Annotated in this window: 18 protein-coding genes; 8 read left to right on the forward strand and 10 right to left on the reverse strand. The window is 60.6% G+C overall.

All coding sequences use genetic code 11. The features are described from left to right. Positions 1-42 precede the first annotated feature (42 nt). Both HHL24_RS33615 and ansP read right to left on the reverse strand, forming a co-directional pair. Positions 43-1,458: a circularly permuted type 2 ATP-grasp protein gene (locus HHL24_RS33615; RefSeq protein WP_169489610.1), complete on the reverse strand. Its 1,416-nt coding sequence runs from the start codon at positions 1,456-1,458 to the stop codon at positions 43-45. 104 nt (positions 1,459-1,562) lie between these two features. Further along, positions 1,563-3,059: an L-asparagine permease gene (ansP, locus tag HHL24_RS33620; RefSeq protein ID WP_169489611.1), complete on the reverse strand. Its 1,497-nt coding sequence runs from the start codon at positions 3,057-3,059 to the stop codon at positions 1,563-1,565. A 463-nt stretch (positions 3,060-3,522) separates the two neighbouring features. Between ansP and HHL24_RS33625 the strand changes: the two genes are divergently transcribed. Continuing rightward, positions 3,523-4,491, forward strand: a complete 969-nt coding sequence (locus HHL24_RS33625; protein WP_169489612.1) for a LysR substrate-binding domain-containing protein — start codon at positions 3,523-3,525, stop codon at positions 4,489-4,491. 197 nt (positions 4,492-4,688) lie between these two features. On the opposite strand, the gene HHL24_RS33630 is transcribed toward HHL24_RS33625, so the two are convergent. Next, complete coding sequence (locus HHL24_RS33630) at positions 4,689-5,642, reverse strand: LysR substrate-binding domain-containing protein (protein WP_329606782.1); 954 nt, start codon at positions 5,640-5,642, stop codon at positions 4,689-4,691. 163 nt (positions 5,643-5,805) lie between these two features. Between HHL24_RS33630 and HHL24_RS33635 the strand changes: the two genes are divergently transcribed. The 3 genes from HHL24_RS33635 (at position 5,806) to HHL24_RS33645 (ending at position 9,194) form a co-directional block, all read left to right on the forward strand. Then, positions 5,806-7,032 carry a M20 aminoacylase family protein gene (locus HHL24_RS33635; RefSeq protein WP_169489614.1) on the forward strand — a complete coding sequence of 409 codons (1,227 nt, stop codon included), beginning with the start codon at positions 5,806-5,808 and terminating at the stop codon, positions 7,030-7,032. Next, complete coding sequence (locus tag HHL24_RS33640; RefSeq protein ID WP_169489615.1) at positions 7,029-7,817, forward strand: ABC transporter substrate-binding protein; 789 nt, start codon at positions 7,029-7,031, stop codon at positions 7,815-7,817. Before HHL24_RS33635 ends, HHL24_RS33640 begins: the two co-directional genes overlap by 4 nt. 189 nt (positions 7,818-8,006) lie before the next feature. Further along, positions 8,007-9,194 (forward strand): porin, encoded by a 1,188-nt coding sequence (locus HHL24_RS33645; protein ID WP_169489616.1) that lies wholly within the window; start codon positions 8,007-8,009, stop codon positions 9,192-9,194. Positions 9,195-9,229: 35 nt separating this feature from the next. Here the strand turns inward: HHL24_RS33645 and HHL24_RS33650 are convergent, their stop codons facing one another. The 5 genes from HHL24_RS33650 to HHL24_RS33670 all read right to left on the reverse strand — a co-directional run bounded on the left by HHL24_RS33650 (position 9,230) and on the right by HHL24_RS33670 (position 15,880). Beyond that, on the reverse strand, positions 9,230-10,081 hold the full coding sequence (locus HHL24_RS33650) for a carbohydrate ABC transporter permease (RefSeq protein ID WP_169489617.1): 852 nt from the start codon (positions 10,079-10,081) through the stop codon (positions 9,230-9,232). 10 nt (positions 10,082-10,091) lie between these two features. Continuing rightward, the gene (locus HHL24_RS33655) at positions 10,092-11,105 is read right to left on the reverse strand and encodes a carbohydrate ABC transporter permease (RefSeq protein WP_169489618.1); all 1,014 of its coding nucleotides are present in this window, start codon (positions 11,103-11,105) and stop codon (positions 10,092-10,094) included. Positions 11,106-11,369: 264 nt separating this feature from the next. Continuing rightward, entirely contained in the window at positions 11,370-12,623 is a 1,254-nt protein-coding gene (locus HHL24_RS33660) for an ABC transporter substrate-binding protein (protein ID WP_169489619.1), read from the reverse strand. 84 nt (positions 12,624-12,707) lie between these two features. After that, positions 12,708-14,711, reverse strand: a complete 2,004-nt coding sequence (locus tag HHL24_RS33665; protein ID WP_169489620.1) for a beta-galactosidase — start codon at positions 14,709-14,711, stop codon at positions 12,708-12,710. Positions 14,712-14,722: 11 nt separating this feature from the next. Further along, complete coding sequence (locus HHL24_RS33670) at positions 14,723-15,880, reverse strand: ABC transporter ATP-binding protein (protein WP_169489621.1); 1,158 nt, start codon at positions 15,878-15,880, stop codon at positions 14,723-14,725. A gap of 192 nt (positions 15,881-16,072) precedes the next feature. Here HHL24_RS33670 and HHL24_RS33675 point away from each other — a divergent pair, with 192 nt between their 5' ends. Next, a complete protein-coding gene (locus tag HHL24_RS33675; RefSeq protein WP_169489622.1) occupies positions 16,073-17,110 on the forward strand; it encodes a LacI family DNA-binding transcriptional regulator in 1,038 nt (345 codons plus the stop codon). Positions 17,111-17,485: 375 nt separating this feature from the next. Continuing rightward, the gene (locus HHL24_RS33680; RefSeq protein WP_169489623.1) at positions 17,486-18,250 is read left to right on the forward strand and encodes a flagellar brake protein; all 765 of its coding nucleotides are present in this window, start codon (positions 17,486-17,488) and stop codon (positions 18,248-18,250) included. A gap of 83 nt (positions 18,251-18,333) precedes the next feature. Here the strand turns inward: HHL24_RS33680 and HHL24_RS33685 are convergent, their stop codons facing one another. Then, entirely contained in the window at positions 18,334-18,900 is a 567-nt protein-coding gene (locus HHL24_RS33685) for an ureidoglycolate lyase (RefSeq protein ID WP_169489624.1), read from the reverse strand. Positions 18,901-18,946: 46 nt separating this feature from the next. Next, on the reverse strand, positions 18,947-19,891 hold the full coding sequence (locus tag HHL24_RS33690) for a LysR family transcriptional regulator (RefSeq protein WP_169489625.1): 945 nt from the start codon (positions 19,889-19,891) through the stop codon (positions 18,947-18,949). Between the two features lie 299 nt (positions 19,892-20,190). On the opposite strand from HHL24_RS33690, the gene HHL24_RS33695 reads away from it, so the two are divergent. Together HHL24_RS33695 and HHL24_RS33700 are read left to right on the forward strand one after the other, a co-directional pair. Next, on the forward strand, positions 20,191-21,348 hold the full coding sequence (locus HHL24_RS33695) for a branched-chain amino acid ABC transporter substrate-binding protein (RefSeq protein WP_169489626.1): 1,158 nt from the start codon (positions 20,191-20,193) through the stop codon (positions 21,346-21,348). A gap of 434 nt (positions 21,349-21,782) precedes the next feature. Further along, positions 21,783-22,787, forward strand: a complete 1,005-nt coding sequence (locus HHL24_RS33700; protein WP_169489627.1) for a sugar ABC transporter substrate-binding protein — start codon at positions 21,783-21,785, stop codon at positions 22,785-22,787. Positions 22,788-22,914: the final 127 nt, after the last annotated feature.

The raw sequence follows: 22,914 nt of genomic DNA on the forward strand, positions 1-22,914 counted from the left end.
GGCCGGCGTTTAGTCGGCCCTTGGTCGGCCCTCAGTCGGCCCTTAATCGGCAAGCACCCAGGTATCCTTGGTGCCGCCGCCCTGGCTCGAATTGACCACCAGCGAGCCTTCCTTCAAGGCGACGCGCGTCAAGCCGCCCGGCGTGATGCGAATGCGGTCCGACACGAGCACAAAGGGCCGAAGATCCACGTGGCGCGGTGCGAGACCCTTTTCGGTCAGGATCGGCGTGGTCGACAGCGCCAGCGTCGGTTGCGCGATGTAGTTGTTCGGACGGGTCTTGAGCTTGGCAGCGAAATCCTCGCGCTCCTTCTTCGACGCGGCGGGCCCGACCAGCATGCCGTAGCCGCCCGACCCGTGGACTTCCTTCACCACCAGTTCGTCGAGATGGTCCAGCACGTATTTCAGGCTGCCCGGCTCGGAACAGCGCCAGGTCGGCACGTTCTCCAGGATCGACTTGCGGCCCGTGTAGAACTCGACGATTTCCGGCATATACGAATAGATCGCCTTGTCGTCGGCGATGCCGGTGCCCGGTGCGTTGGCGATCGTGATGTTGCCCGCGCGGTAGACGTCCATGATGCCGGCGACGCCAAGCACGGAATCGGGCCGGAAAGTCAGCGGATCGAGATAGGCGTCATCGAGCCGGCGATACAGCACGTCGATGGCGCGAAAGCCTTCGGTTGTGCGCATTGCCACGCGGCCGTCCACGACCTGGAGATCGCTGCCCTCGACCAGATGAACCCCCATCTGGTCGGCAAGGAACGCATGCTCGTAGTACGCGGAGTTGTGGATGCCGGGCGTCAGCACCGCGATGGTCGGATTCGCCTGATTGCCGCCAGGCGGACACACGGCGGCAAGCGACTCGCGCAGCAGTTGCGGATAGGCTTCGACTGGCCGCACCTTGACCTGCTGAAACAGCTCAGGGAAAAGCTGCATCATCGTCTCGCGGTTCTCCAGCATGTAGGAGACACCGGAGGGTGTGCGGGCATTGTCTTCCAGCACGTAGAACTCGTTTTCGGACGTGCGCACGATGTCCACGCCGATGATGTGCGTGTAGACATTCCCCGGCGGCCGGAAGCCGATCATCTCCGGCAGAAAGGCCTCGTTCTGGGCAATCAGTTCCTTCGGGATACGCCCGGCGCGCACGATCTCCTGACGATGATAGATATCGTCGAGAAAGGCGTTGAGCGCTATCACGCGCTGTTCGATGCCTTGCGACAGGCGCGTCCATTCCTGACTGGAAATGATGCGCGGGATGAGGTCGAACGGAATCAGACGCTCGGCGGCCTCTTCCTCGCCGTACACGGCAAACGTAATGCCCGTCTTGCGGAAGACGCTTTCCGCGTCATCCGCTTTTTGCGCGAGATTCGCAGGATTCTGCGTATCGAGCCATTGCTTGAGCAGTTCATAAGGCGCGCGGACCCCGTCAGCTGACGTCAGCATCTCATCGAATGGCTTCACTTAAGTTCTCCGTCGCTGTTGTGGCTGTTGCTGTGGTTGCTGTTGTTATTGCTGTTGTTATTGCTGGTTGTTGTCGATGCAATCGGGAGGAGCGGCACGCCGCGTTAGCCCGGGTTGTCCTCGAGCACGCTCTGGGTCAGGGTGACCGACGGGATCGTCGGCTTCATCAGCGCATGGGCGCGGCGGCGCACCCCGTACCAGCCGGCGACCAGGATCAGGGCTACGACCGGAATCGAGGCAACGGTCCACGTGCCGTTCGGATAGTCGAATGCCATCAGCACCAGCACCCCGACCAGAAACGCCAGCGTCAGCCAGGACGTCACCGGCGCGCCGGGCATTCTGAACGACACCGCTTCAGCCTCGCCGCGGGCCACCGCCTGACGGAACTTCATCTGACAGACCACGATGAAACCCCACGTGCTGAGGATGCCGAGCGACGCCACATTGAGCACGATTTCGAACACGCTCGACGGCACGAAATAGTTCAGCACGACACCCACGATGTAGATCGCCACCGTCACCAGAATGCCGGCGTATGGAACCGACTGCGAGCTCATGCGGGACAGGAAATGCGGCGCGGACCCGCCCATCGACAACGCACGCAACACCCGCCCGGTCGAATACAGCCCCGAGTTCAGACTCGACAGCGCCGCCGACAACACGACGACATTCATGACCGAGCCGACACCCGGCACACCGAGTGCGGCGAAGAACGTGACGAACGGGCTCTGCCCCGCCTTGTAGGCGCTCCACGGTAACAGGCAGACCAGCAACACCACGGCGCCCACGTAGAACACGGCGATACGCCAGATCACGCTGTTGATGGCACGCGGCAGCACCTTGCGCGCGTCCTTGCATTCGCCCGCAGCCGTGCCGACCAGCTCGACACCGGCGAACGCGAACACGACGCCCTGCACGAGCACCAGCGCAGGCATCAGACCGTGCGGAAACAGGCCGCCGTTCTCGCTGATCAGATGCGTCCCGGTGGTATGGCCGCCGACGTGCACCCCCGTACCGAGAATGACCGAGCCGATCACGAGAAACAGCGAGATTGCGGCAACCTTGATCAGGGCGAACCAGAACTCCATTTCGGCGAACCATTTCACGCCGATCAGGTTCATCGCCGCGACGATGCACAGCGCGACCAGCGCGAACATCCATTGCGGCACGGACGAGAACGCTGCCCAGTAATGCATGTACAGCGCGACGGCCGTGATGTCGACGATGCCGGTCATGGCCCAGTTCAGGAAGTACATCCAGCCGGCAACATACGAGGCTTTTTCACCGAGGAATTCGCGGGCGTAGGAGACGAAGCTGCCGCTGCTCGGTCGATGCATCACCAGTTCGCCCAGCGCGCGCAGGATCAGAAACGAGAAGACGCCGCAGACCAGATAGACGACTGCAAGCGAAGGACCCGCTATTTGCAGGCGCGCGCCCGCGCCGAGAAACAGGCCTGTCCCAATCGCCCCGCCAATGGCAATCATCTGAACCTGACGATTGCCCAACGTTTTGTGATATCCCGCTTCGTGCGATTCCAGCCAGCTTTTCTTATCCACCTCGCCAGTGGAGGCTGGGGGGGTTTGGTTATGCAATGTGGACATAATCAGTTCAATCCTTTAGCGCGGGCACTCGACTTCGTGACCCCGGGGACATATACCGTTGAGCCGATGCGCGATGACACATCGCCAAGGCTCAAAATCAAAAACAGATATCGCAGAACGGTCGTTCGTTTAGCGCACCGGACCGGTGCTTCCCTCCAGATATATCAATCGCTTTGGACTCGCTGGTAACCAGGTTCGCCTGCGGGCGAACACGGCATCCGCGCGGGCGGCTAACGTTTAATCATTTACAAACCGAAAGCGTCTTTTATCGAGTCGCCGAGTCTCATTACATGGGCGAGTACCCGAAAGGTATGTAGCCCAATTTATGGCGGCAACGCCCATGCATATTTCGACTAACACCTATCGAAAAAAAACATCGGTATTCTTCGGTGTGTAACGGTAGGCTAGCGTTGCCGCATCGTATGGATGGCGGTTGTCGATTTACCCAACACAAGTGATAAATATGGAAGCAAAGTGGTTGGAAGACTTTCTCAGCCTCTCGGATACGAAGAGTTTTTCACGGTCGGCGCGCAGCCGGCATCTCACACAGTCAGCTTTCAGTAGACGAATCGTGGCGCTCGAAACGTGGATGGGCACAAAGCTCGTCGACCGCAGCGTCAATCCGATCACCCTCACGCCGGCCGGGCGGATGTTCCGCAGTCTCGCTGCGGACATCCTGCGCAGCATGTATGCGGCACGCAACCTGGTAGGCGGCTATGAACAGTTCGCCGAAAACGACCACGTGGTTCACTTCGCGGTGGCCCACACGCTCGTCTTCACGCTTTTCCCTGACTGGCTCAAACGCCTGACCAGCGAGTTCGGCAACATCATGGCCCGGGTTCAGGCGGTCAACGTGCCTGAGGGTGTGCAACACCTCGTGGCAGGCGACTGCGACCTGCTGATCGGCTACCACCACCCGCAATTGCCGATCGCGCTCGACCCGAATCACTTTCCTTACCTGACGCTCGGTGTCGAGCGGATTGTGCCTGTCTCGGCAGTCGGCAAAGACGGCAAGCCGCTCTTCGAGCTTCCGGGCAAGAGCGGCCGACCTCTGCCGCTGCTCGCCTATTCATCGGGCGCGTTCCTCGGCAACGTGGTCGAAATGCTCTTGATGAACGCAACTGAGCCGTACTCTCTGTACCGCTGCTTCGAAACCCACATGTCGGAGGCACTAAAGGGCATGGTGGTGGCCGGCCACGGGATCGGCTGGCTGCCCGAGAGCTGTATCACCAAGGAGCTAAGCGACGGTAATCTGGTTCGCGCGGGCTCGGACACCTGGGCAACCGAACTGGAGATACGCCTGTACCGTCCAGTCAAGCAACGGGGTCAGGCGGCCGAACAGCTTTGGGCTTTCATCAGCAACCAATCGGTCAAGCCGAGAATGGAGCCGTTGCCGGAAAGCCAATGTGACGTTAGTGAGGTGGTCGCGTAACGTGAGTGAAATCGCGGTATCCCGGCCACCGGGTCGGGGTCTCTGCACGCGTTATCAACCACGCGGTGCGTTGGTACTTAAGGTGCCAACGCAGTCTGCGCGACATTGAAGCGTTGCTGTTCGGGCCCGGTGCCGCGCAAGATCGATTGTGTGTCAAGGCTGACAACGACCGCATCACACGTGCGGTTTCTCGATACTCAAACGAGCAAGGTCACGGTATCAAACAGCGCAAGGTCTTCTTTCTTTGCCGACCTTGCATGCTTGCGGATCACTTGCAAGAGACACTCGATAAAGCAATGCGCCGCGCCGCCGAGCGTGCTGTTCCGGCGCGTGACAATGCTCAGTTGTCGCGAATCGAACTTCTCTTTCAGCGCTAGCGCTACCAGCTGACTTTGAAAAAGGGGAGCCGTCTGGAGGACGGTGGGACACCATGTGCACATGTCGGCATGCTCAACCAGCATCTGCAGTGTTCCTAGTGACTGTGCCCGCACAATACGGTTCGCTTCAATCTGCGCGCCATGGCGCGTGAACAAATAGTCGATCAGCGCGTCCTGGCCGTCAGGCGCGAAATTGAGCGCCCAGTCCTGATCCAGCAGCTCGTGAATCGAACGGCAATGCTGACGCGGATGCCCCCGGCGAACCATCACGGTCGTCTCGTAGTTCAAAACCGGCTCGCAGGAAAACTCCTGGGTGGCAGTAGACGGATGTAACTGTCCGATCACGAAGTCCATATCGCCGGTGCGTAGAAGCGGTTGCGCGACGGCCATCAGGCTCTCGAACAGTTCCAGCTGAATATCGGGCATGCGCTTGCGAAACAGCAATACCGTCTCGGCTAGAAACGTCAACGTGATCCAGGGTGTCACACCGACGCTAAGCTTTCCCTCGGCTCGACCGCGCAATCTCGCCAGCTCGTTCTGTGCGTGCTCCAGCTGATTAAGGACCAGTCTCGCGTGCGTTAGCAACGTCTTGCCATATTCCGTAAAGCTGATTCCTTCAGGCGCGCGTATCAGCAACGGCAGTTGCTCGGTGGCTTCGAGTTCACGCAGCGCGCGCGTGACGGCGGCCTGAGAAATCCCCAGCGAACGCGCAGCCGCCCGGATGCTGCCCGTTTCCGCACTCGCGACTAACGCCTGCAGTTGATGAATCTTCACGAAACCACCCCGACAACAAATGGTTGTCAGCATAACAAAACTGCGGCTTCCCCCTCGAAATTTCGCCAAATAGCATTCCGACCAGTGCAGACAGTTGCGTCGCCTGAGGCCCAAAGGCCTGCCGCGACGACCGGGTCTGCCCGCTCTTCAAAGGACTTCATCGATGGTTCGAGACTTCGTTTTACCCGGCATCGCCGCCATTCAAGAGGACATGATCGGCTTGCGCCGCCGCATTCATGCCAATCCGGAACTCGGTCTTCAGGAGGTCGCAACCAGCGAGCTGGTCGCCGAATGCCTGAGCCAGTGGGGCTATCAGGTCACGCGCGCCGTGGGTAAAACCGGCGTGGTGGGCACATTAAAGATCGGAGACGGGCCATCGCTTGGACTGCGCGCCGATATGGACGCGCTGCCGATCCACGAGACGACGGGCTTGCCCTATGCCAGCCGTAACGAAGGCGTCATGCACGCCTGCGGTCACGATGGGCACACCGCAACATTGCTGGCCGCAGCAAAATACCTGGCCGAAACGCGAGCTTTCTCCGGCACGCTGAACCTGATTTTCCAACCCGCTGAAGAAGGCCTTGGCGGCGCGCAAAAAATGATGGAAGACGGCCTCTTCGAACGTTTTCCGTGCGACGCTGTATTCGCCCTCCACAACGTTCCGGGGCATCCCGCGGGTCATCTTGGCTTCTTTAGCGGCGCATTCATGGCGTCTGCCGACACCGTCACCGTGCGCGTGGTGGGTCGCGGCGGGCACGGCGCCGTGCCGGACAAGGCGATTGACCCGATCGTCGTATGCGCGTCGTTCGTGACTGCGCTGCAAAGTATCGTGTCACGTAACGTGAGCCCGCGCGATCTGGCCATCATCAGCGTCGGTTCGATTCATGCGGGCGTCGCGTCGAATGTGATCCCGTCGTCAGCGCAGATGCTGCTGACCGTCCGGGCGCTTGCGCCGGACGTACGCGACCTGCTCGAGCGCAGGATTCACGAACTCGTGCATGGGCAGGCGGCAAGTTTCGGCGCGCACGCGGAGATCGACTACGTCCGGTGTCATCCGGTGCTGATCAATCACCGTACGGAGACGGACTTCGCGCGCCAGGTGGCTGCGGACTGGCTCGGTCCGCAATCCATCATTGACGACCTCGAACCCTTCACCGCCAGCGAAGACTTCGCATGCATGCTCGAAAAATGCCCGGGCAGCTACCTCGTGATCGGCAATGGCGACGGCGAACGCAGTTGCGCACTCCACCACTCCGGCTACGACTTCAACGACGACTGCCTGGCAGTGGGCGCCACTTATTGGGTCAAGCTGACCGAACGTTTTCTGGCAAAACCTGTTCGTATCGAACATCAGCAGTTCAACAATGACATTGAGGAGAAACACCCATGAAAAAGACATTTGCAGCCGTCTCGTTCGCTTTGATGGCGCTGTCCGGCGGCGCCAGTGCCGCCGACTGGTCCGGCAAGGAGATCAAGCTGGCGGTCGATCCGACTTACCCGCCGCTGGAGTTCAAGACGCCGGACGGAAAGCTGACCGGCTTTGGCGTGGACATCGCCAATGCGCTGTGTGCCGAGCTTCATGCGCGGTGCGTATGGGTCGAAACCAGCTTCGACGGCATGATCCCCGGGCTGCTGGCGAGAAAGTTCGACGCGATCTCGTCTTCGATGACCATCACGCCCAAGCGCATGCAGCAGATCGCCTTCACGAACAAGATCTCCAACGCGCCGGCAAGACTGGTCGTCAAGCGCGACTCCGATCTACTGCCGACTGCCGCGTCGCTGAAGGGGAAGCGTGTCGGTGTCGAACAGGGTTCGAGCCAGGAGGATTACGCCAAAGCGGAGTGGCAACCGGCTGGCGTGCAGATCGTTTCTTACCAGAATCAGGATCAGGTCTACACCGACCTGATATCAGGACGTCTCGATGCCGCATTTCAGGCGTCGATTGAAGCGAATGACGGTTTTCTCAAGAAGCCTGAGGGTAAGGACTACAAGTTTGCCGGCCCGGCTTTGGACGATCCGAAGTATTTCGGTCTAGGCGACGGTCTTGGCCTGCGCAAGGAGGACGTTGCGCTGCGCGATGCATTCAATCAGGCATTGGCTACTGTGCTGGCAAATGGGACCTATGCACGGATCAACCGGAAGTATTTCGACTTCGATATCTACGGCACGAAGTGAACCGGCCTGAGCCGGCCTCGCCTTCGCTCTGATCTGGATGTTTCGCCGGCTGGAGCGACGCTTTATGGCGTATCTAGAAGCAGGAACCGGCTGACATCGCTTTGCCGTTTTATCTACCATTCCGGCAAATCGTCGATTTGATCAACAACAATCGAGCAGAAAAAAACCTTATACATTCAGGATGACGAATTGAATAAAACAATTATTTTTATTGCGATAACGTCCGCATTTGCAACCTCGGCTTTTGCGCAGAGCAGCGCAAGCCTGTATGGCGTCATTGACGAGGGGCTCGACTTCACGAATAACGTTGGTGGAAGCCACGTGTATGAGATGACAAGCGGCTATGCACAGGGCAGCCGCTGGGGACTGAAAGGCACCGAAGACCTGGGCGGCGGCCTCAAGACAGTCTTTCAGATAGAAAGCGGCTTCAACGTCAACACCGGCAAGCTTGCTCAAGGCGGGCTCGGATTTGGACGCCAGGCGTATGTCGGCCTCGAGAGCGAGCAGTACGGCACAGTTACGTTCGGCCGGCAATACGACTCGGTGGTCGACTATCTTGCACTGACGACAGCCAACGGCAATTGGGGCGGCTATCTGCTATCCCATCCGTTCGACAACGACAACACAGACAACACGTTTCGCGTCAACAACACAGTCAAGTATGCGAGCCCGGACCTCGCTGGTTTCCAGTTCGGCGGCGCCTATAGCTTCAGCAACAGCACCGGCTTCGCTAATAACCGTCAGCTGAGCATTGGCGCACAGTACACGAACGGCGGACTGCTGGTCGCCGCGGCTTATCTGAATGCGGACAATCCGGGATCGACATCCGGCGGCGCGATTGCCGGTTCGAGTTCGACGGTCGCCGCGGACGCGAACTTTCAATCCGAGCGCTTGCGCATCTTTGGCGCAGGGATCAACTACACAGTGGGCCCGGCGACGCTTGGCTTCGTCTATACAAACACGAACATCAGCAACCCGGCGGCGAATGTCGCCTACCTCAGCGCGCAGGAGAGCATCCAGCCGACCAGCGGCGCACTGGCAGGCGGGACGCTGACCAGTTTGAAGTACCAGAATTTCGAACTGAACGGAAAATATCAGTTCACGCCGGCGTTCTTTGTGGGCGCGCAATACGTTTATACGCTGGAAAACTACGATGCAACGACAGGCAGCGTACGGCCGAAGATTCACACCGTCGGCCTGATGGCGGACTACAACCTGTCAAAGCGCACCGACGTCTATCTTCAGGGCGCCTTCCAGAAGATCACTGGCGACGCCACCGGGTCGGCGCTGGATCAGGCGTACGTGCCTGGCGCACAGGACCTGTCGTCGTCATCGAGTCAGCTTGTTGTCCGGGCGGCGATCCGGCATACGTTCTAACTCAAACCCGGCGGGCGCGTTGCCCTAACGCGCCCTCACCCCTTCGTCGCCCCAAACGTCAACCCCGCAACAAAATGCTTCTGCATCGCAAAGAACATCGCGACCGAAGGCAACGCGGCAAGAATCGACCCGGCGGAGACGAGATTCCACGCGGTGGTCCACTGCCCCTTCAACGCCGCGACGCCGACGGTAATCGGCGCGGCGTCGTCACCTTGCGTCAGACACAGCGCCCAGAAGTAGTCATTCCACACGAAGGTGAACACGAGGATCGCCAGCGCGGCAAGCGCAGGACGGATCAATGGCAACACAATCCTGAAGAACACGGTCCATTCGTTCGCGCCTTCGATCCGCGCCGCCTCGACCAGTTCAAATGGCAACTGCTTGATGAAATTCCGTAGAAACAGCGCGCAGAATCCAGTCTGAAACGACACATGGAACAGAATCAGCGCGCTCACGGTGTTGAACAAGCCTAGCTGCAACGACAGATCCCGCACCGGAATCATCAACACCTGCACCGGGACAAAATTGCCCGCGACAAACGTTGCAAACAGCGTCGAATTCCCACGAAACCGATAGATGGCCAGCGCGAATCCCGCCATCGCCGCAAGCGCGATCGAGCCCACCACAGCCGGCACCGTAATCAGCACGCTGTTCCAGAAGTAATGCAGCATCGGCGAGGTCGTCAACGCCTCGCGATAGTTATCGAACATCGCGAAGTGCTTCGGCCAGCCCCAATAGTTACCCTCGCTCAGTTCCTCCGTAGAGCGCACGGATGTCACGAGGACCGCGATCATCGGCAGCAGCCAGATCAGCAGCGCGAGCGGCAACGTCAATTTGTACACGCGGCGCGTCGCCGGTTTCCATTTGTCGATCGGGATCGGAAACATGACCGGCTCCTTATTGCTCGGTGCGCAGCATGCGGCGCAGGTGATAAACGATGTATACCAGCATGATCCCGAACAGCACGACTGCCACCGCCGCGGAATAGCCGATCCGGTAATACTTGATCGCCTGGTCGTACATGAAATACGCGAGCACCGTCGAACTTTCGAACGGTCCGCCGCCGGTCATCACCGAAATCAGATCGAAGCTGCGCAGCGCGCCGATCACCGTGACGACGATCGCCATGAACGTGGTCGGCCGCAATTGCGGCAGGATCACGTGCCACAGCATCGACCAGCCACGCGCGCCCTCCATCCGCGCGGCCTCGATCTGCTCGGCGTTCAGCGACGTCAGGCCGGTCAGGTAGAGAATCATGCAATACGCGGTTTGCGGCCACAGCGCCGCGAACACGATCCCAAGGGTCGCGTAGCGGGGGTCCCCGAGTACAGGCACGCCGTGCCCGAGAATCACCGCGAGCAAGCCGAAGGTCGGGTCATAGAACCACGAGAAGATCAAGCCGACCACCACGCCCGATAAAACAAACGGCGCGAAGAACAGCGATTTGACGATGCGGATGCCGGCCACCGCCTGGTTCAGATAGAGCGCGACGGCGAGCCCCATCGGCGGCGCAAGCAGGAACAGCAGCAGCCAGATGAGGTTGTTCTTTAGTGCCGTATAGAACGTCGGCGCATGGAACAACTCGACATAGTTGGCGAGGCCGACGAAAGATGGGTCGGTCATCCCATCCCAGTTAAAAAAACTCAGGCGGATGGTCGAGATGATCGGCCACACGACGTAGATCGCCACCATCACGCAGGCCGGCGCGAGAAACAGGAAGGCGGCTCGCCGTTGCCGGCGCGCGGTCGGCGAGGGACGGCGCCGGCGCGCCAGGCGAGGCGAGCCGCCGTGCAATGCCCCGCCCGAAGCCGGTACGCCCGAAGCCGGTACGCCCGAAGCAGGCAAGCCGGGACCGCCCGGTTCGGCAGGGCCGCCGACAGTGTGACGGGTGACGGAATGCGACACGATCATTCTCCTGTCGACCAGAGTTGGCGCTTTAGCTGTCGACTAGAGTTAGCGCTTCAGCGCTTACTCTAGTCCCATGCAAAGCACTTACTCTGGTCCCATGCAAAGCTGTCGATCAGATGTCGATCGGAGTTAGCGCTTTAGCTGTCGACCGGAGTGCGCGCTTTAGCGTGTTACTCCGGTCCCATGCAAAGCACTTACTCTGGTCCCACGCAATATGGTTACCGATCTAATACAGCGAGTAGCGGCCCAGGACGAGGCCGCCACCGCTCACTTCTTGTAGATCCGCTTGCGCGTCTGCTCGAGTTGCGCGAGCACGTCGTCGAGCTTCGAAGGATCGGAGATGAATTGCTGCATCCCCTTCATCCCTTCATCGGCCATTTCCTTCGTCATGTCGCGATCGTAAAACTGCGCAATGCCGCCCTTCGTGTTCGCCAGAATCTGGAAGCCGATCTTCGAAGTCGGATCCTCCGGTTCAGGCGACTTGCTGTTCGCCGACAGCGAGCCGAGCCCGGCTGCCAGCTTCGCACCATTTTCCGGCGTCTCGACGAACGCGAGGAAGGCATGCGCATCCGCCTTGTTCTTCGCCTTCGACGGAATATGCAGCGATTCGACCGGACCGTCTTCGGCGGTCGGTACGTTCGCGTCGATGATCGGGAACTGGAAGTAGCCCATTTCCGGTTTGACGTTCGGCGGGAAGCCAGCGGTGATAAAGGTGCCCATCAGCATCATCGCGGCCTTGCCCTGAAACAGGAACGGCTGCACCGCATCCAGATCATAGGAAAGCGAATTGTCGATGAAATAGCCGGCGTCGATCAGCTGCTTCCACGTCGTATAGACCTTCTTCACGCGCGGATCGGTGTACGCGATATCGCCCGCCATCAGTTTCTGATGGAACGCGTTGCCGTTCAGGCGCAGGTCGAGATAATCGAACCAGCCGGCCAGCGTCCATGAATCACGGCCTGCAACTGCAATCGGCGTAATGCCCGCCGCTTTCAACTTCTTGCAGTCGTCGAGAAACTGGTCCCACGTTTTCGGTTCGCCGGAAATACCGACCTTCTGGAACAGATCCTTGCGATAGAACATGCCCCACGAGTAATACACGGTCGGTGCGGCGTACTGCTTGCCCTTATACGACGACGCTTCCTTCGTCGACGCATACATGTCGTTCCAACCGTTCTTCGCCCAGTCGCCGCTCAGATCCTCGAACAGGCCGCGCTGCGCGTAATACGCCATCCGCTCGCCGTCATGCCAGTTGACGATATCGGGCGCGACGGTGGAGAGCCAACCGGGCAACTGGACTTTGTACGCTTCCTCATCGACGAACGACACCTTCACGTCGGTACCAGGATGCGTTTTCTTGAAGTCGTCGATGATCGACTGCCAGACGGCGCGTTGACTCGCGCCCTTGAACGCGATGTTGACCGCGAGCGTGCCGGCCTGCGCAGTGCTGACGACGGATGTCCCTGCGGCCGCCGCAGCCAGCGCGAGTGCCAGCAGAATCTTGCGAGGTTTCAGTGCCATGTTGCTGTCTCCTTTATTCCTTGATTTTGCGTCGTTGTTGTTACTGCATGGAATACTTCGGAATCCTTCGTTCAGCGCTTCAGATCATTTTCCCGATCGATAGACGGCCACACCCTGCGGTTCGATAGCGCGTGAACCGATCACGAAAGCGTCGTCGGCGACATTGGCCAGCGTGTGCGTCTGATCACCGTAGTTCAACACATAGGTCAGCGCACCACGACGGCTGATCCGCACGCTGTCGCCTAGCGATATCGTGTCGACGCCCGCTTCCTTCGCGATCCGCGCGAACAGGCGGACGGTGAGCGCATCGTCGAACAGGCTCGCGAGGTAATGAAACGCGCCGCTTTTCACATAGGCGGGATGGCCGTCAGCGAAACGGGCACGCACGTCGAGGAAAGAGTCCGTGGCACCGCTGCCGCCGTCGCCTTCGATAAAATCGCGCCAGTGGCGCGCGACGCCGTCCTCCACGGTCGCGTCCTTGCCGTCCACCAGCCGCACTGGCTCGGTCACATTCGGCCGCATCGATTCAACGCGCCACACACGCAGCGGCAGCACAGAGGCGAGTGCGCCCGGAGGCAGGTTCGCAGGAATCTGCACATCCTGAGTCTTCGAACCGGTGCGCGGACCGAACACGACGTGCGCGCCCGAGCTTGCAAGCCGCGCGGCGAAATCGGCAGGCACGACCGGCAACGGCGGTACGACGATCAGACGATAGCCGTCGAGCGACGCATCGACCGGCACGATATCGACGTCGAGTCCGAGCGCGCGCAACGCCGAGTAATACTCGAATGCGAAGCGCGGATAGTGAAAGTCCGCGCCCTGCGGATGAATCTCGAAGAGCCACTTCGCTTCGTAGTCGTAGACGAGCGCGACCTTCGAGCGGATCGCGGCGTTGGCGTCGGCGTTCGCAGCGAGCACCGTGCGAATCTCCTCGGCGACCTGTGCGGCTTCATGGCCGCCGATGTCGAGCCGGTTATCGGGCGTATTCAAGCCGGCGTGCATCTGCTCCTGCGCAAACGGCGCCTGGCGCCAGCGGAAATACGACACGCAACCCGCCCCGTGCGCGAACGCCTCCCAACTCCACAGCCGCACCATGCCGGGCAGCGGCGCCGGATTCCACTGCGCCCAGTTCACCGGACCGGGCTGCTGCTCCATCACCCAGAACGGCAGCTTCGACATGCCGCGGTACACGTCATGATTGAACGACGCGAAGTCGGGATGCCCACTGCGCAACCAGCGCGCCTTCACGTCCGGCGCAAACCACTGCTCTTCGAGCGCGCCGAGCGGATAACTGTCCCATGCCGCGACATCCAGATCGGCCGCGACCTTGTAGTGATCGAACTCGGAAAAGAGCTGCATGAAGTTGTGCGCGACCGGCCGGCCCGGCGAATACGCGCGGATGATCTCGACCTGCATGCGGTTGTAGCGCGCCACTTCGTCGGAGGCAAAGCGTCGGTAATCGAGCCGGTGCGACGGATGCGCCTCGGTGACGGTCGCCACCGGCGCGTCGATCTCGTCGAAGCTGCGGTATTCCATGCTCCAGAACACCGTGCCCCACGCGCGGTTCAAGGCATCGATCGTTTGATAGCGTGCCTTGAGCCATTCGCGAAAGCGCCCCACTGCCGCCGGCGAATAGCTGACCACCGTGTGATGGCAACCGAATTCGTTATCCGTCTGCCAGTACGCGACAGCCGGATGCTTGCCGTAACGCTGGGCGAGCGCCGTGCAGATTCGCTGCGATTCGACGAAATACGAAGGCGATGAGAAATCGTAATGACGGCGTGAGCCGAAGGCACGAGGCCGGCCGTCCGCACCGATCGGCAGAATATCCGGATGACGGTCGATCAGCCACTTGGGCGGCGTCGCCGTCGGCGTGCACATGACGACCTGCAGACCGGCTGCGCCGAGTACGTCGATCGCGCGATCCAGCCAGCTCCAGTCATATTCGCCGGGCGTTGGCTCCATTCGGCTCCACGCAAATTCGGCGATTCGCACCTGCTCGATGCCGAGTGCTTTCATCCGGAGAGCGTCGTCTTCCCACATCGACTCCGGCCAGTGTTCCGGGTAATAACAGACTCCAAGGCGCATCCGAATGTCCTCTATGCGTAGTGTTCGACGGATTCGAGCAAAGCAGCGGCAAAGCCGTCTTCGGTAAACAAATGGCAAGCGCGGGTGGGGACACGCAAGCTTGCGCGGTCGCCGGGCGCGAGGCGTGTGTCGCCTGGCGCCTTGGCGATCAGCGCGGCGCCGCCGGGCTGATCGAGGTGGACATAGCTGTGCTCGCCCAGCTGTTCGACGAGTGACACGGTGCGGGTCAGAACGGCGTCCTGCGCGTTGTCAGCAGTTGCCGCGTCGATGAACTCCAGGTGTTCCGGTCGCACGCCGAGCGTGACGGGTTGCGACGTCTGGAGTCCATCGCCGCTGACCGGCGCGCGTACGTTTTCGGACGTGTCGTCGAGCGTGACGATCACGCCGTGCGGATCGACCGACACCACCCGTCCCGGCAAAAAGTTCATGCGCGGCGACCCGATGAAACCGGCAACGAAGCGGCTCCTCGGACGGTGATACAACTCGAGCGGCGCGCCGATCTGCGCGATGCTGCCGTAGCGCTCGGTGTCCTTGCCCGCGTGCAGCAGCACGATCTTGTCGGCGAGCGTCATGGCTTCGATCTGGTCGTGCGTGACGTATACGACGCTGGCTTTGGCGAACTGCTTATGCAGCCGCGCGATCTCGATGCGGGTCTGGCCACGCAGCGTCGCATCGAGATTGGAAAGCGGTTCGTCGAACAGAAACACACCCGGCTCGCGCACGATAGCCCGGCCAATCGCCACGCGTTGCCGCTGCCCGCCGGACAGTGCCTTCGGCTGGCGCTCGAGCAGCGCCTCCAGTTGCAGGATTCGCGCGGCTTCCCGTACCTTGCGATCGATTTCGTCTTTCGGGGTTTTAGCGAGCTTGAGGCCGAATGCCATGTTCTCGAACACGGTCATATGCGGGAACAGTGCGTAGCTCTGGAACACCATCGCCACACCACGCTGGGCGGCCGGTACGTCGTTGACGAGGCGGCCGGCGATCGACAGGTCGCCGTCGGTCACGTCTTCGAGGCCGGCGATCATCCGCAGCAAGGTGGACTTGCCGCAGCCGGACGGACCGAGAAACACGCAGAACTCGTTCTCGCCGATCTCCAGATCGACATCGCGGATCACCAGCGCGCCGTCGCCATACGCCTTCTGCACGCCTCTCAACGAAATGCTCGCCATTGCATCGACTCCGTGATTTAATCGGCTCGATGTCGGAGATTAAGCGCTTAATCAGCAGAGCCGAAAAAATCGATCGCATGCGATCGCTGGGCCTTGCCTGTCTCCGATATCGTTTTGTCTGTGCGGCAAATGGTGCCGCGCCTTTGGCTGCGATGCAAATGTCGAACAGCCATCCCAAATATTGAAAATGCCATGACCACCCTTAGCGAAGTCGCGCGTCACGCCAGCGTCACCCCTGCCACGGTATCGAACGTGCTGCGCAATCGCGGCCGGGTCGGCGCGACCACCCGGCAGCGGGTGCTGGACGCCGTCGAGGCGCTCGGCTACCGCCCCCATCTGGCCGCCCGCGCGCTCGCCGAAGGCCGCGCGCCGACGCTGGCGTTGATGGTGTCGAGCATTGCCAATCCGTTCTATCCGGAGTTCGCGCTCGCGGTCGAACGCGCGGCGCGCAGCAGCGGCCACTTCGTGATCATCTGCAATACGAACGAAGATCCGCTAACCGGGCGGGCGTATCTCGACCAGATCGCCGGAACGCTTTCCGAGGGCGTGCTCGTGACCAATGCGAACCTCGATTTTACGGACCTTCATACCACCGAATCGCGTGGCACGCCCGTGGTGCTGTGCATGTGGGAACGGCCCAATGAGCCGCCGGGGTTGCCGTGCGTCGCGGTCGATTTTCGTCTGGCCGGCGAATTAGCCGGCACGCATCTGCTAGCGCTCGGCCATCGGCGGATCGGTGCGATTGTCGGCAGCAAGGCCTCGGGGATTCACGCGGCCCGCTATGAAGGTTTTGTCGATGCGCTGCGGGCGGCCGGCGCGCCGAAAGGTCGCGTCAAGCATGCGCCCGATACGATGCAAGGCGGCTACACCGCGGCGCGCGCGCTGCTGGAAGCCGATCCGACACTCACCGCGATCTTCGCGACCAACGATCTGCCGGCGCTCGGCGCGATGCACGCCGCCGCCGATCTCGGCTTGAATGTGCCGGGCGATCTGTCCGTGATCGGCATTACCGATATTCAACTGGCGCGCGAGTCACGGCCCGCATTGACGACGGTCGCCGTGCCGACCGTCGAAGTCGCCGATCTCGCGGTATCGCTGCTGCGCGAACTGATCGAATCGTCGTATGGGCAAGCGGGTCGCCAGGCCGCGGCAAACGTGCCGATGCGGATTTCCTCCGCGCCGAAACTGGTTGTGCGCGCATCAACCGCAGCGCCGCGTCAGGCGCGTTAAATGACGCAGGCGAAAACCGCCCTGGTCGAGTCCCCGTTTGCCGCGAGGCATCACCTCTTGTGACGCGCCGGTCGCAGCAGCGAAGACCGGGCAGCAGGTCCGCCCGGCCACCGCGCCTATGCCCATGTGGCCGTAACAGCATCGCCGACGTTACGTAGCGAACCCCGCACCCACCCGTCCCCGCCTCTGGCCCACCGCCCGCAAACACCCGTATCAAGCGGTTCCGCGGCAAAAACACCACTTCGATCAAACGATCCATGCAGTTGGCACGGTCCCTGCAATAAAGCAGGAAAAGGCCGAGCGCCGGCAGGACACACATGCCACCTGCGCTCCCCAACCGGCCTGGCCTTGGCCATAACAAGCATGGATATTCAAATGATTGCCGATCTTCTGCTGGACGCCGATGTCGCCGAACAGATCACCGACGCAGACTCGGACTTCGCGCAGCGCCATCCCTTGCAAATCGCAGTCTGCCTGCGCAAGCTTATGGCCGGACAGGACTTCGTGACGGTGGAATTCAACGGCCGCCAAATCGTTACGCAAATGCTCAATGTCGATTCGCGCAATGCTCGCTTTATCTTCGACGCCGGCAGTGTGGAGGCAGACAATTACGCGCTTCCGGCCGCGCGCCAGTTGATCTTTCGCAGTTTGCCGGGTGGCATTCGCACGGAGTTCACGACGCTCAACGCAGACCCAATCATGTTCGAAGGACGCCCGGCGTTCGAGGCATCCTTCCCCTCGCTCCTGTACTACGTTCAACGCCGTGAATTCTTCCGCGTGCAAACGCCCGTGCTGGATCCGTACATCGCTAGCGGGCCGTATGCGGACGGTGGTTCGTTCCGGCTGGAACTGCAGGATCTTTCATTGGGCGGTGTGGCGTTGAAAACCGCCGATACCCGCTTCGGCTCGCTTGAAAGCGGCACGGTATTGCGCGACGTTGCGCTGCAACTCGGCAGCTTCGGTACCCTTCGGCTCGATCTGGAAATCGTCGCGCCCCGGCAATTGACCACGCCGAAGGGCGATCTGCGCTTCGTGATCGGCTGCAAGTTCGTGCAGACGCCAGGGCCGGCTGAGCGGACCTTGCAGCGGGTCGTCACCCAGCTCGAAACGAAGCGTCAAACGCTCGCGCCGCGCGGGTAAGCTCCTGCGGGTAAGGCCCTTCAAGCAGGAACTGCTTTGGAATCGCGTCGGATTCCAAACCGGGTTGCTGAACCTCGACACCGTCATTGCTGCGTCGAAGCCTGTATGAGGCCGCGCGCGCCGACCAGTTGGTACGGCGGAATCTGTCGAATCGTGCTTTCGCCAGCGGGAGCGCCTGTGAGCAGATGGACTGCAAGGTCGAATGTCGTCGAGCGGCGCGTAAGCATGAGGCACGTCACTTCGTCCTGCAATGCACGCGTGGCGTGCCAGCAGCGCGGCCGCATGCAGATCCCCTCCCCGACGGGCACCCTGAAAGCTGCCAGTGAATCAAGGTTCGGGTGCCCGTCCGGGGTACTCGTCGCGACAATCTGAACGAGAGGTCCGGTTAGCGGCACCACGGCCTGCTCAGTGAGCCAATGCGTCTCGAGCTTCATCACCTCGGCTTCACAATCGCGGTATCTGACCCACAGAATTTCAGGATCTCCGGACGCTCCGGCATCGAACAGATGCTCACGCCAGAAATCGGAAGACGGGCTTGCAAACGAAGGCGCCGCGCTATCCTCCGGAAACGGCTTGCCTAACATCCATCCATAGGGTTCGAAAGCGCCGGCAGTAAGCGGTTGAATGGTCAGAGGCGTTGCAGTCGGCATCTCGGTTCAGGCCTTTGATGATCGAAGAAAAGCATTGCGGGGGCACTCAATGAGGCGGCAGCGCTTCATCGGTGTCTGGAAAGAGCGCCATATCTGGACCGTTCTCAAGGCTGAACTCTCGCATGACCTTTAGCGCCAGATGCATGATCGACTCGCATAACAAACTGTCCGGACTTCGCCGGAAAGATGCAAAAAGCGGGAGTTCCGGGACTCGATGCGTCACTTTCAGCAGTTGCAGATGACCGGACTCCAGCTCGCGGGTCACGAAAGCTGTCGGCAGAACCGCAATACCAAAACCGTCGAGTACGAGCCTGATAATCGCCGCGACCGAAGACACGCAATTGATTTGCACGTGCGGCTCGCCGGCGGCTGCAAACAGGCCGGCGACAAACACATGCGGCGATGAATGACGGGCAAAGCTCACAATCGGAAAGCTCGCCAGCTCAGCTTCCGATAGCGCTTCAGCCGACAGATTCAGCGATGGACTCGCCACCCATCGCATTGGCAAAGCGCCGAGCGAAACATTTTCCGCGTCAGCACCTGCGACTGCCGTGCTCAAAAAAGCGATATCCACGTTGCCATTAACCAGCTGCATGGACAGATTCGTCGAGGTGTCGCAGGTCAGCTCAATCGTCAGGTTCGGATATTCGTCCCGCACTCGCCGTAATAACTCGGGAAGCCACGTATGCACGACGGATTCCATCACGCCGACCCGCAACAACCCACTCACATGAGAGCGGTCGCTTACGCTCGCGAGCATGTCGTTCGTGAGTTTCAGAATCTGCTCAGCGAAGACCAGCGCTTTGGTCCCTTCCTGGGTCAGCTTGACGTCGCGCGGTCCCCGATCGAATAGACGTACGCCGAATTCCTGCTCGAGCGCAGATATCCGACTGGAAATTGCGGCCTGTGTGGCATGCAAGCGCTCCGCTGTCAGCCGGAAATTGCGCAGCTTTGCAAGCCATACAAACGTTTCTAGAAAACGGACATTCATCAGACGCCTTGTACAGTCAACGGACGCACACTCAGGTTCCACGTATTGCGCCCGCGCAAACGGACAGCTTCAGTGCATTGGCAGAGTTTAGCGCCGCAAAATCAGGCCTGTGACAACAAAAACTGGCCGCCTGGAACAACTTTTCGTTGTGACTGGCGCGGCACAACGCCAAAGGGGCAGCCTATCGGGACAGCCCTGGGGGCAATCAGATTTATCTATCGCCGGTCAATAAAATAAGTCGTTGGACGGAAGAATTTGGCGTTCGAATACTCATTGAACCGAAAACCAAGGAGCCGCCCATGTCACCCTCGTTCAACAAATTGAATCGGACGCTGCAAACGACCGCCACTGCGCTGTTGCTGGGCGCAGGCAGCGCCAGCTTCGCCGCAGAGCCGGCCGTGATCCTGATTGGTCATGCCGCGCCCTTGACAGGGCAGCTCGCGCATATGGGTAAGGACAGCGAAAATGCGGCGCGGCTTGCCATCGACGAGATCAACAGCCAGCATCCGGTCATCGGCGGCAAGGCGGTCCGTCTGCAGCTCGACGCTCAGGACGACGCTGCCGACCCACGCACAGGTACTCAAGTTGCCCAGAAGCTCGTTGACGATGGCGTGGTCGCCGTAGTCGGCGATATCAACTCTGGGGTGTCGATCCCGGCATCAAAGATCTACAGCGAGGCCAGTCTCGTGCAGATCTCGCAAGGCTCGACCAATCCCACCTATACGCTGCAGGGCTTCAAAACGACCTTCCGCGTCGTCGCGACCGACGCACTGCAAGGGCCGGCACTGGCTCGCTACGCAGTCGACACAATGCACGCAAAGCGAATTGCAATCGTGGACGACTCAACCGCATATGGACAGGGCCTCGCGCAGGAATTTGAAAAAGCAGCAAAAGCACAAGGCGCCGTTATCGTGACCCACGAAGCGACGACCGATAAAGCCGTCGACTTCCGAGCGATTCTGACGAAAATCAAAGGTCTGAAGCCCGACGCAATCATGTATGGCGGCTCGGACGCAACGGCCGGCCCGCTGGCGAAACAGGCGGCGAACCTCGGCATCACCGCAAAGGTGCTGGGGGGCGACGGTGCCTGCACGGATAACATGACTCAACTTGCCGGCAGCGCAATTGGCAACGTGACCTGTTCAGAAGCCGGACTTGCCTTGTCAAAAATGCCAAAGGGTCAAGACTTTGACAAGCGATACGTAGCGCGCTTCCGAACACCGATAGACGCCTACGCCCCGTTCACGTATGACGCCGTCTACGTTATTTATGACGCAATAAAGCGAGCGAATTCGACCGACCGGTCGAAAATCCTCGCAGCGATGCCCGCCACCAGCTATGACGGCGTGATCGGGCATATTGCGTTTGACCCGCACGGCGACCTGCGGGACGCCGCGATCACGATCTACCAGTTTAAGGACAACAAGAAGACCGTGATGGATGTCATCAGAATGTGATCCGGCTGGAAGGGACGGCTATTGCGTACATGGCGGTACGCTCGGCCGCCACTGAAAAACCTTCGCGACGGCGGCCCATACCGTCGCGAAAGGCCCCTTAAGCATTCAATTAGCTTTCAATCGAGCCAGGACTTTCCCGAAGTGCCGGCTCTCGATCTTGCACCGCACCACGCCCGACAACCCCCGCTACATATGCCTCGCCGCCTTGTCGGCCGCTTCGGCACGTCAATTCCCCTCCCGATCGTTTTCTTGACGAGCGTCCCCTCGCCTGTTGTACTAAATCAACCAAAGTGATTTAGGCGGTCGATTTCAGACAGCCGTGGAACCGCGTCAGGTTCCAATCCAGATTGCGAACAGATTGCAAGCGCGCAGCGTTCGCGTACGCAATCGCCCGCAGTTCACAACGTCGTGGCCAATAACCGGAGGAGCGTCCCATGAATCTGAATTCCCGCAGGCATCCTGTCGCCAGGAAAATCGTATCGATGTGCGTGGCCGCATCGGCCGTGTGGTGTGCGAGCGCGAGCCAGGCGGCCGACCAGCCTGTCGTCGGCCTCATCACCAAGACCGACACGAACCCGTTCTTCGTGAAGATGAAACAGGGTGCCGAAGCGGCCGCCTCGAAAGACGGCGCCAAGCTGATCACCGCAGCCGGCAAGTTCGACGGCGACAACGCGAGCCAGGTCACCGCCATCGAAAACATGATTACGGCCGGCGCGAAAGCGATTCTGATCACGCCGAGCGACACCAAAGCGATCGTGCCGAGCATCAAGAAAGCGCGCGCCGCCGGCGTGATGGTGGTTGCGCTCGACACGCCGACCGACCCGCAAGATGCCACGGACGCCCTCTTCGCCACCGACAACTTCAAAGCCGGCGTGCTGATCGGCAAGTACGCGAAGGCGGCCATGAACGGCAAGCCCGCGAAGATCGCCACGCTCGACCTTGCACCCGGCGTATCGGTCGGCGTGCTGCGTCATAACGGCTTCCTGGAAGGCTTCGGTGTGAAGGAAGGCGATCCGTCGATCGTTTGTAGCCAGGACACCCGCGGCGATCAGTCGAAGGGCCAGACGGCGATGGAAAACTGCCTGCAGAAATCGCCGGATATCAACGTGGTCTACACGATCAACGAACCGGCCGCAGCGGGTGCGTATCGCGCGCTCAAAGCAGCGGGCAAGGACAAGAGCGTGATGATCGTTTCCATCGACGGCGGCTGCGAAGGCGTACGCAATGTGAAGGCCGGCGCGATTGCCGCGACCTCGCAGCAGTATCCGTTGAAGATGGCCGCGCTCGGCGTGACGGCGGGCGTCGAGTATGCGAAGACCGGCAAGAAGGTCTCCGGCTATCAGGACACGGGCGTGACGCTGATCACCGACAAGCCGATGTCCGGCGTCGACAGCAAGGATACGAAGTTCGGCCTCGACAACTGCTGGGGCAACAAGTAACGCGCACTGAACGGCGGCCCACTCCGCTGGGCCGCCCCCGGATGGCCTGATCGCCGGAGTGCCGGCCACCGGAGTGCCGGCCGCCGGATCGCCGGCCCCCGTATTCGCCACGTGGCCTGCCCGCCAC

The organism is Paraburkholderia polaris (assembly GCF_012927345.1).
Lineage (GTDB): Bacteria > Pseudomonadota > Gammaproteobacteria > Burkholderiales > Burkholderiaceae > Paraburkholderia > Paraburkholderia polaris.

What these genes read in the sequence shown, in the direction of transcription:
- ansP (WP_169489611.1), bottom strand. Translation starts at nt 3,059, where the DNA reads ATGTCCACATTGCATAACCAAACCCCCCCAGCCTCCACTGGCGAGGTG.
- HHL24_RS33625 (WP_169489612.1), top strand. Translation starts at nt 3,523, where the DNA reads ATGGAAGCAAAGTGGTTGGAAGACTTTCTCAGCCTCTCGGATACGAAG.
- HHL24_RS33635 (WP_169489614.1), top strand. Translation starts at nt 5,806, where the DNA reads ATGGTTCGAGACTTCGTTTTACCCGGCATCGCCGCCATTCAAGAGGAC.
- HHL24_RS33640 (WP_169489615.1), top strand. Translation starts at nt 7,029, where the DNA reads ATGAAAAAGACATTTGCAGCCGTCTCGTTCGCTTTGATGGCGCTGTCC.
- HHL24_RS33650 (WP_169489617.1), bottom strand. Translation starts at nt 10,081, where the DNA reads ATGTTTCCGATCCCGATCGACAAATGGAAACCGGCGACGCGCCGCGTG.
- HHL24_RS33655 (WP_169489618.1), bottom strand. Translation starts at nt 11,105, where the DNA reads ATGATCGTGTCGCATTCCGTCACCCGTCACACTGTCGGCGGCCCTGCC.
- HHL24_RS33660 (WP_169489619.1), bottom strand. Translation starts at nt 12,623, where the DNA reads ATGGCACTGAAACCTCGCAAGATTCTGCTGGCACTCGCGCTGGCTGCG.
- HHL24_RS33665 (WP_169489620.1), bottom strand. Translation starts at nt 14,711, where the DNA reads ATGCGCCTTGGAGTCTGTTATTACCCGGAACACTGGCCGGAGTCGATG.
- HHL24_RS33670 (WP_169489621.1), bottom strand. Translation starts at nt 15,880, where the DNA reads ATGGCGAGCATTTCGTTGAGAGGCGTGCAGAAGGCGTATGGCGACGGC.
- HHL24_RS33675 (WP_169489622.1), top strand. Translation starts at nt 16,073, where the DNA reads ATGACCACCCTTAGCGAAGTCGCGCGTCACGCCAGCGTCACCCCTGCC.
- HHL24_RS33680 (WP_169489623.1), top strand. Translation starts at nt 17,486, where the DNA reads ATGATTGCCGATCTTCTGCTGGACGCCGATGTCGCCGAACAGATCACC.
- HHL24_RS33685 (WP_169489624.1), bottom strand. Translation starts at nt 18,900, where the DNA reads ATGCCGACTGCAACGCCTCTGACCATTCAACCGCTTACTGCCGGCGCT.
- HHL24_RS33690 (WP_169489625.1), bottom strand. Translation starts at nt 19,891, where the DNA reads ATGAATGTCCGTTTTCTAGAAACGTTTGTATGGCTTGCAAAGCTGCGC.
- HHL24_RS33695 (WP_169489626.1), top strand. Translation starts at nt 20,191, where the DNA reads ATGTCACCCTCGTTCAACAAATTGAATCGGACGCTGCAAACGACCGCC.
- HHL24_RS33700 (WP_169489627.1), top strand. Translation starts at nt 21,783, where the DNA reads ATGAATCTGAATTCCCGCAGGCATCCTGTCGCCAGGAAAATCGTATCG.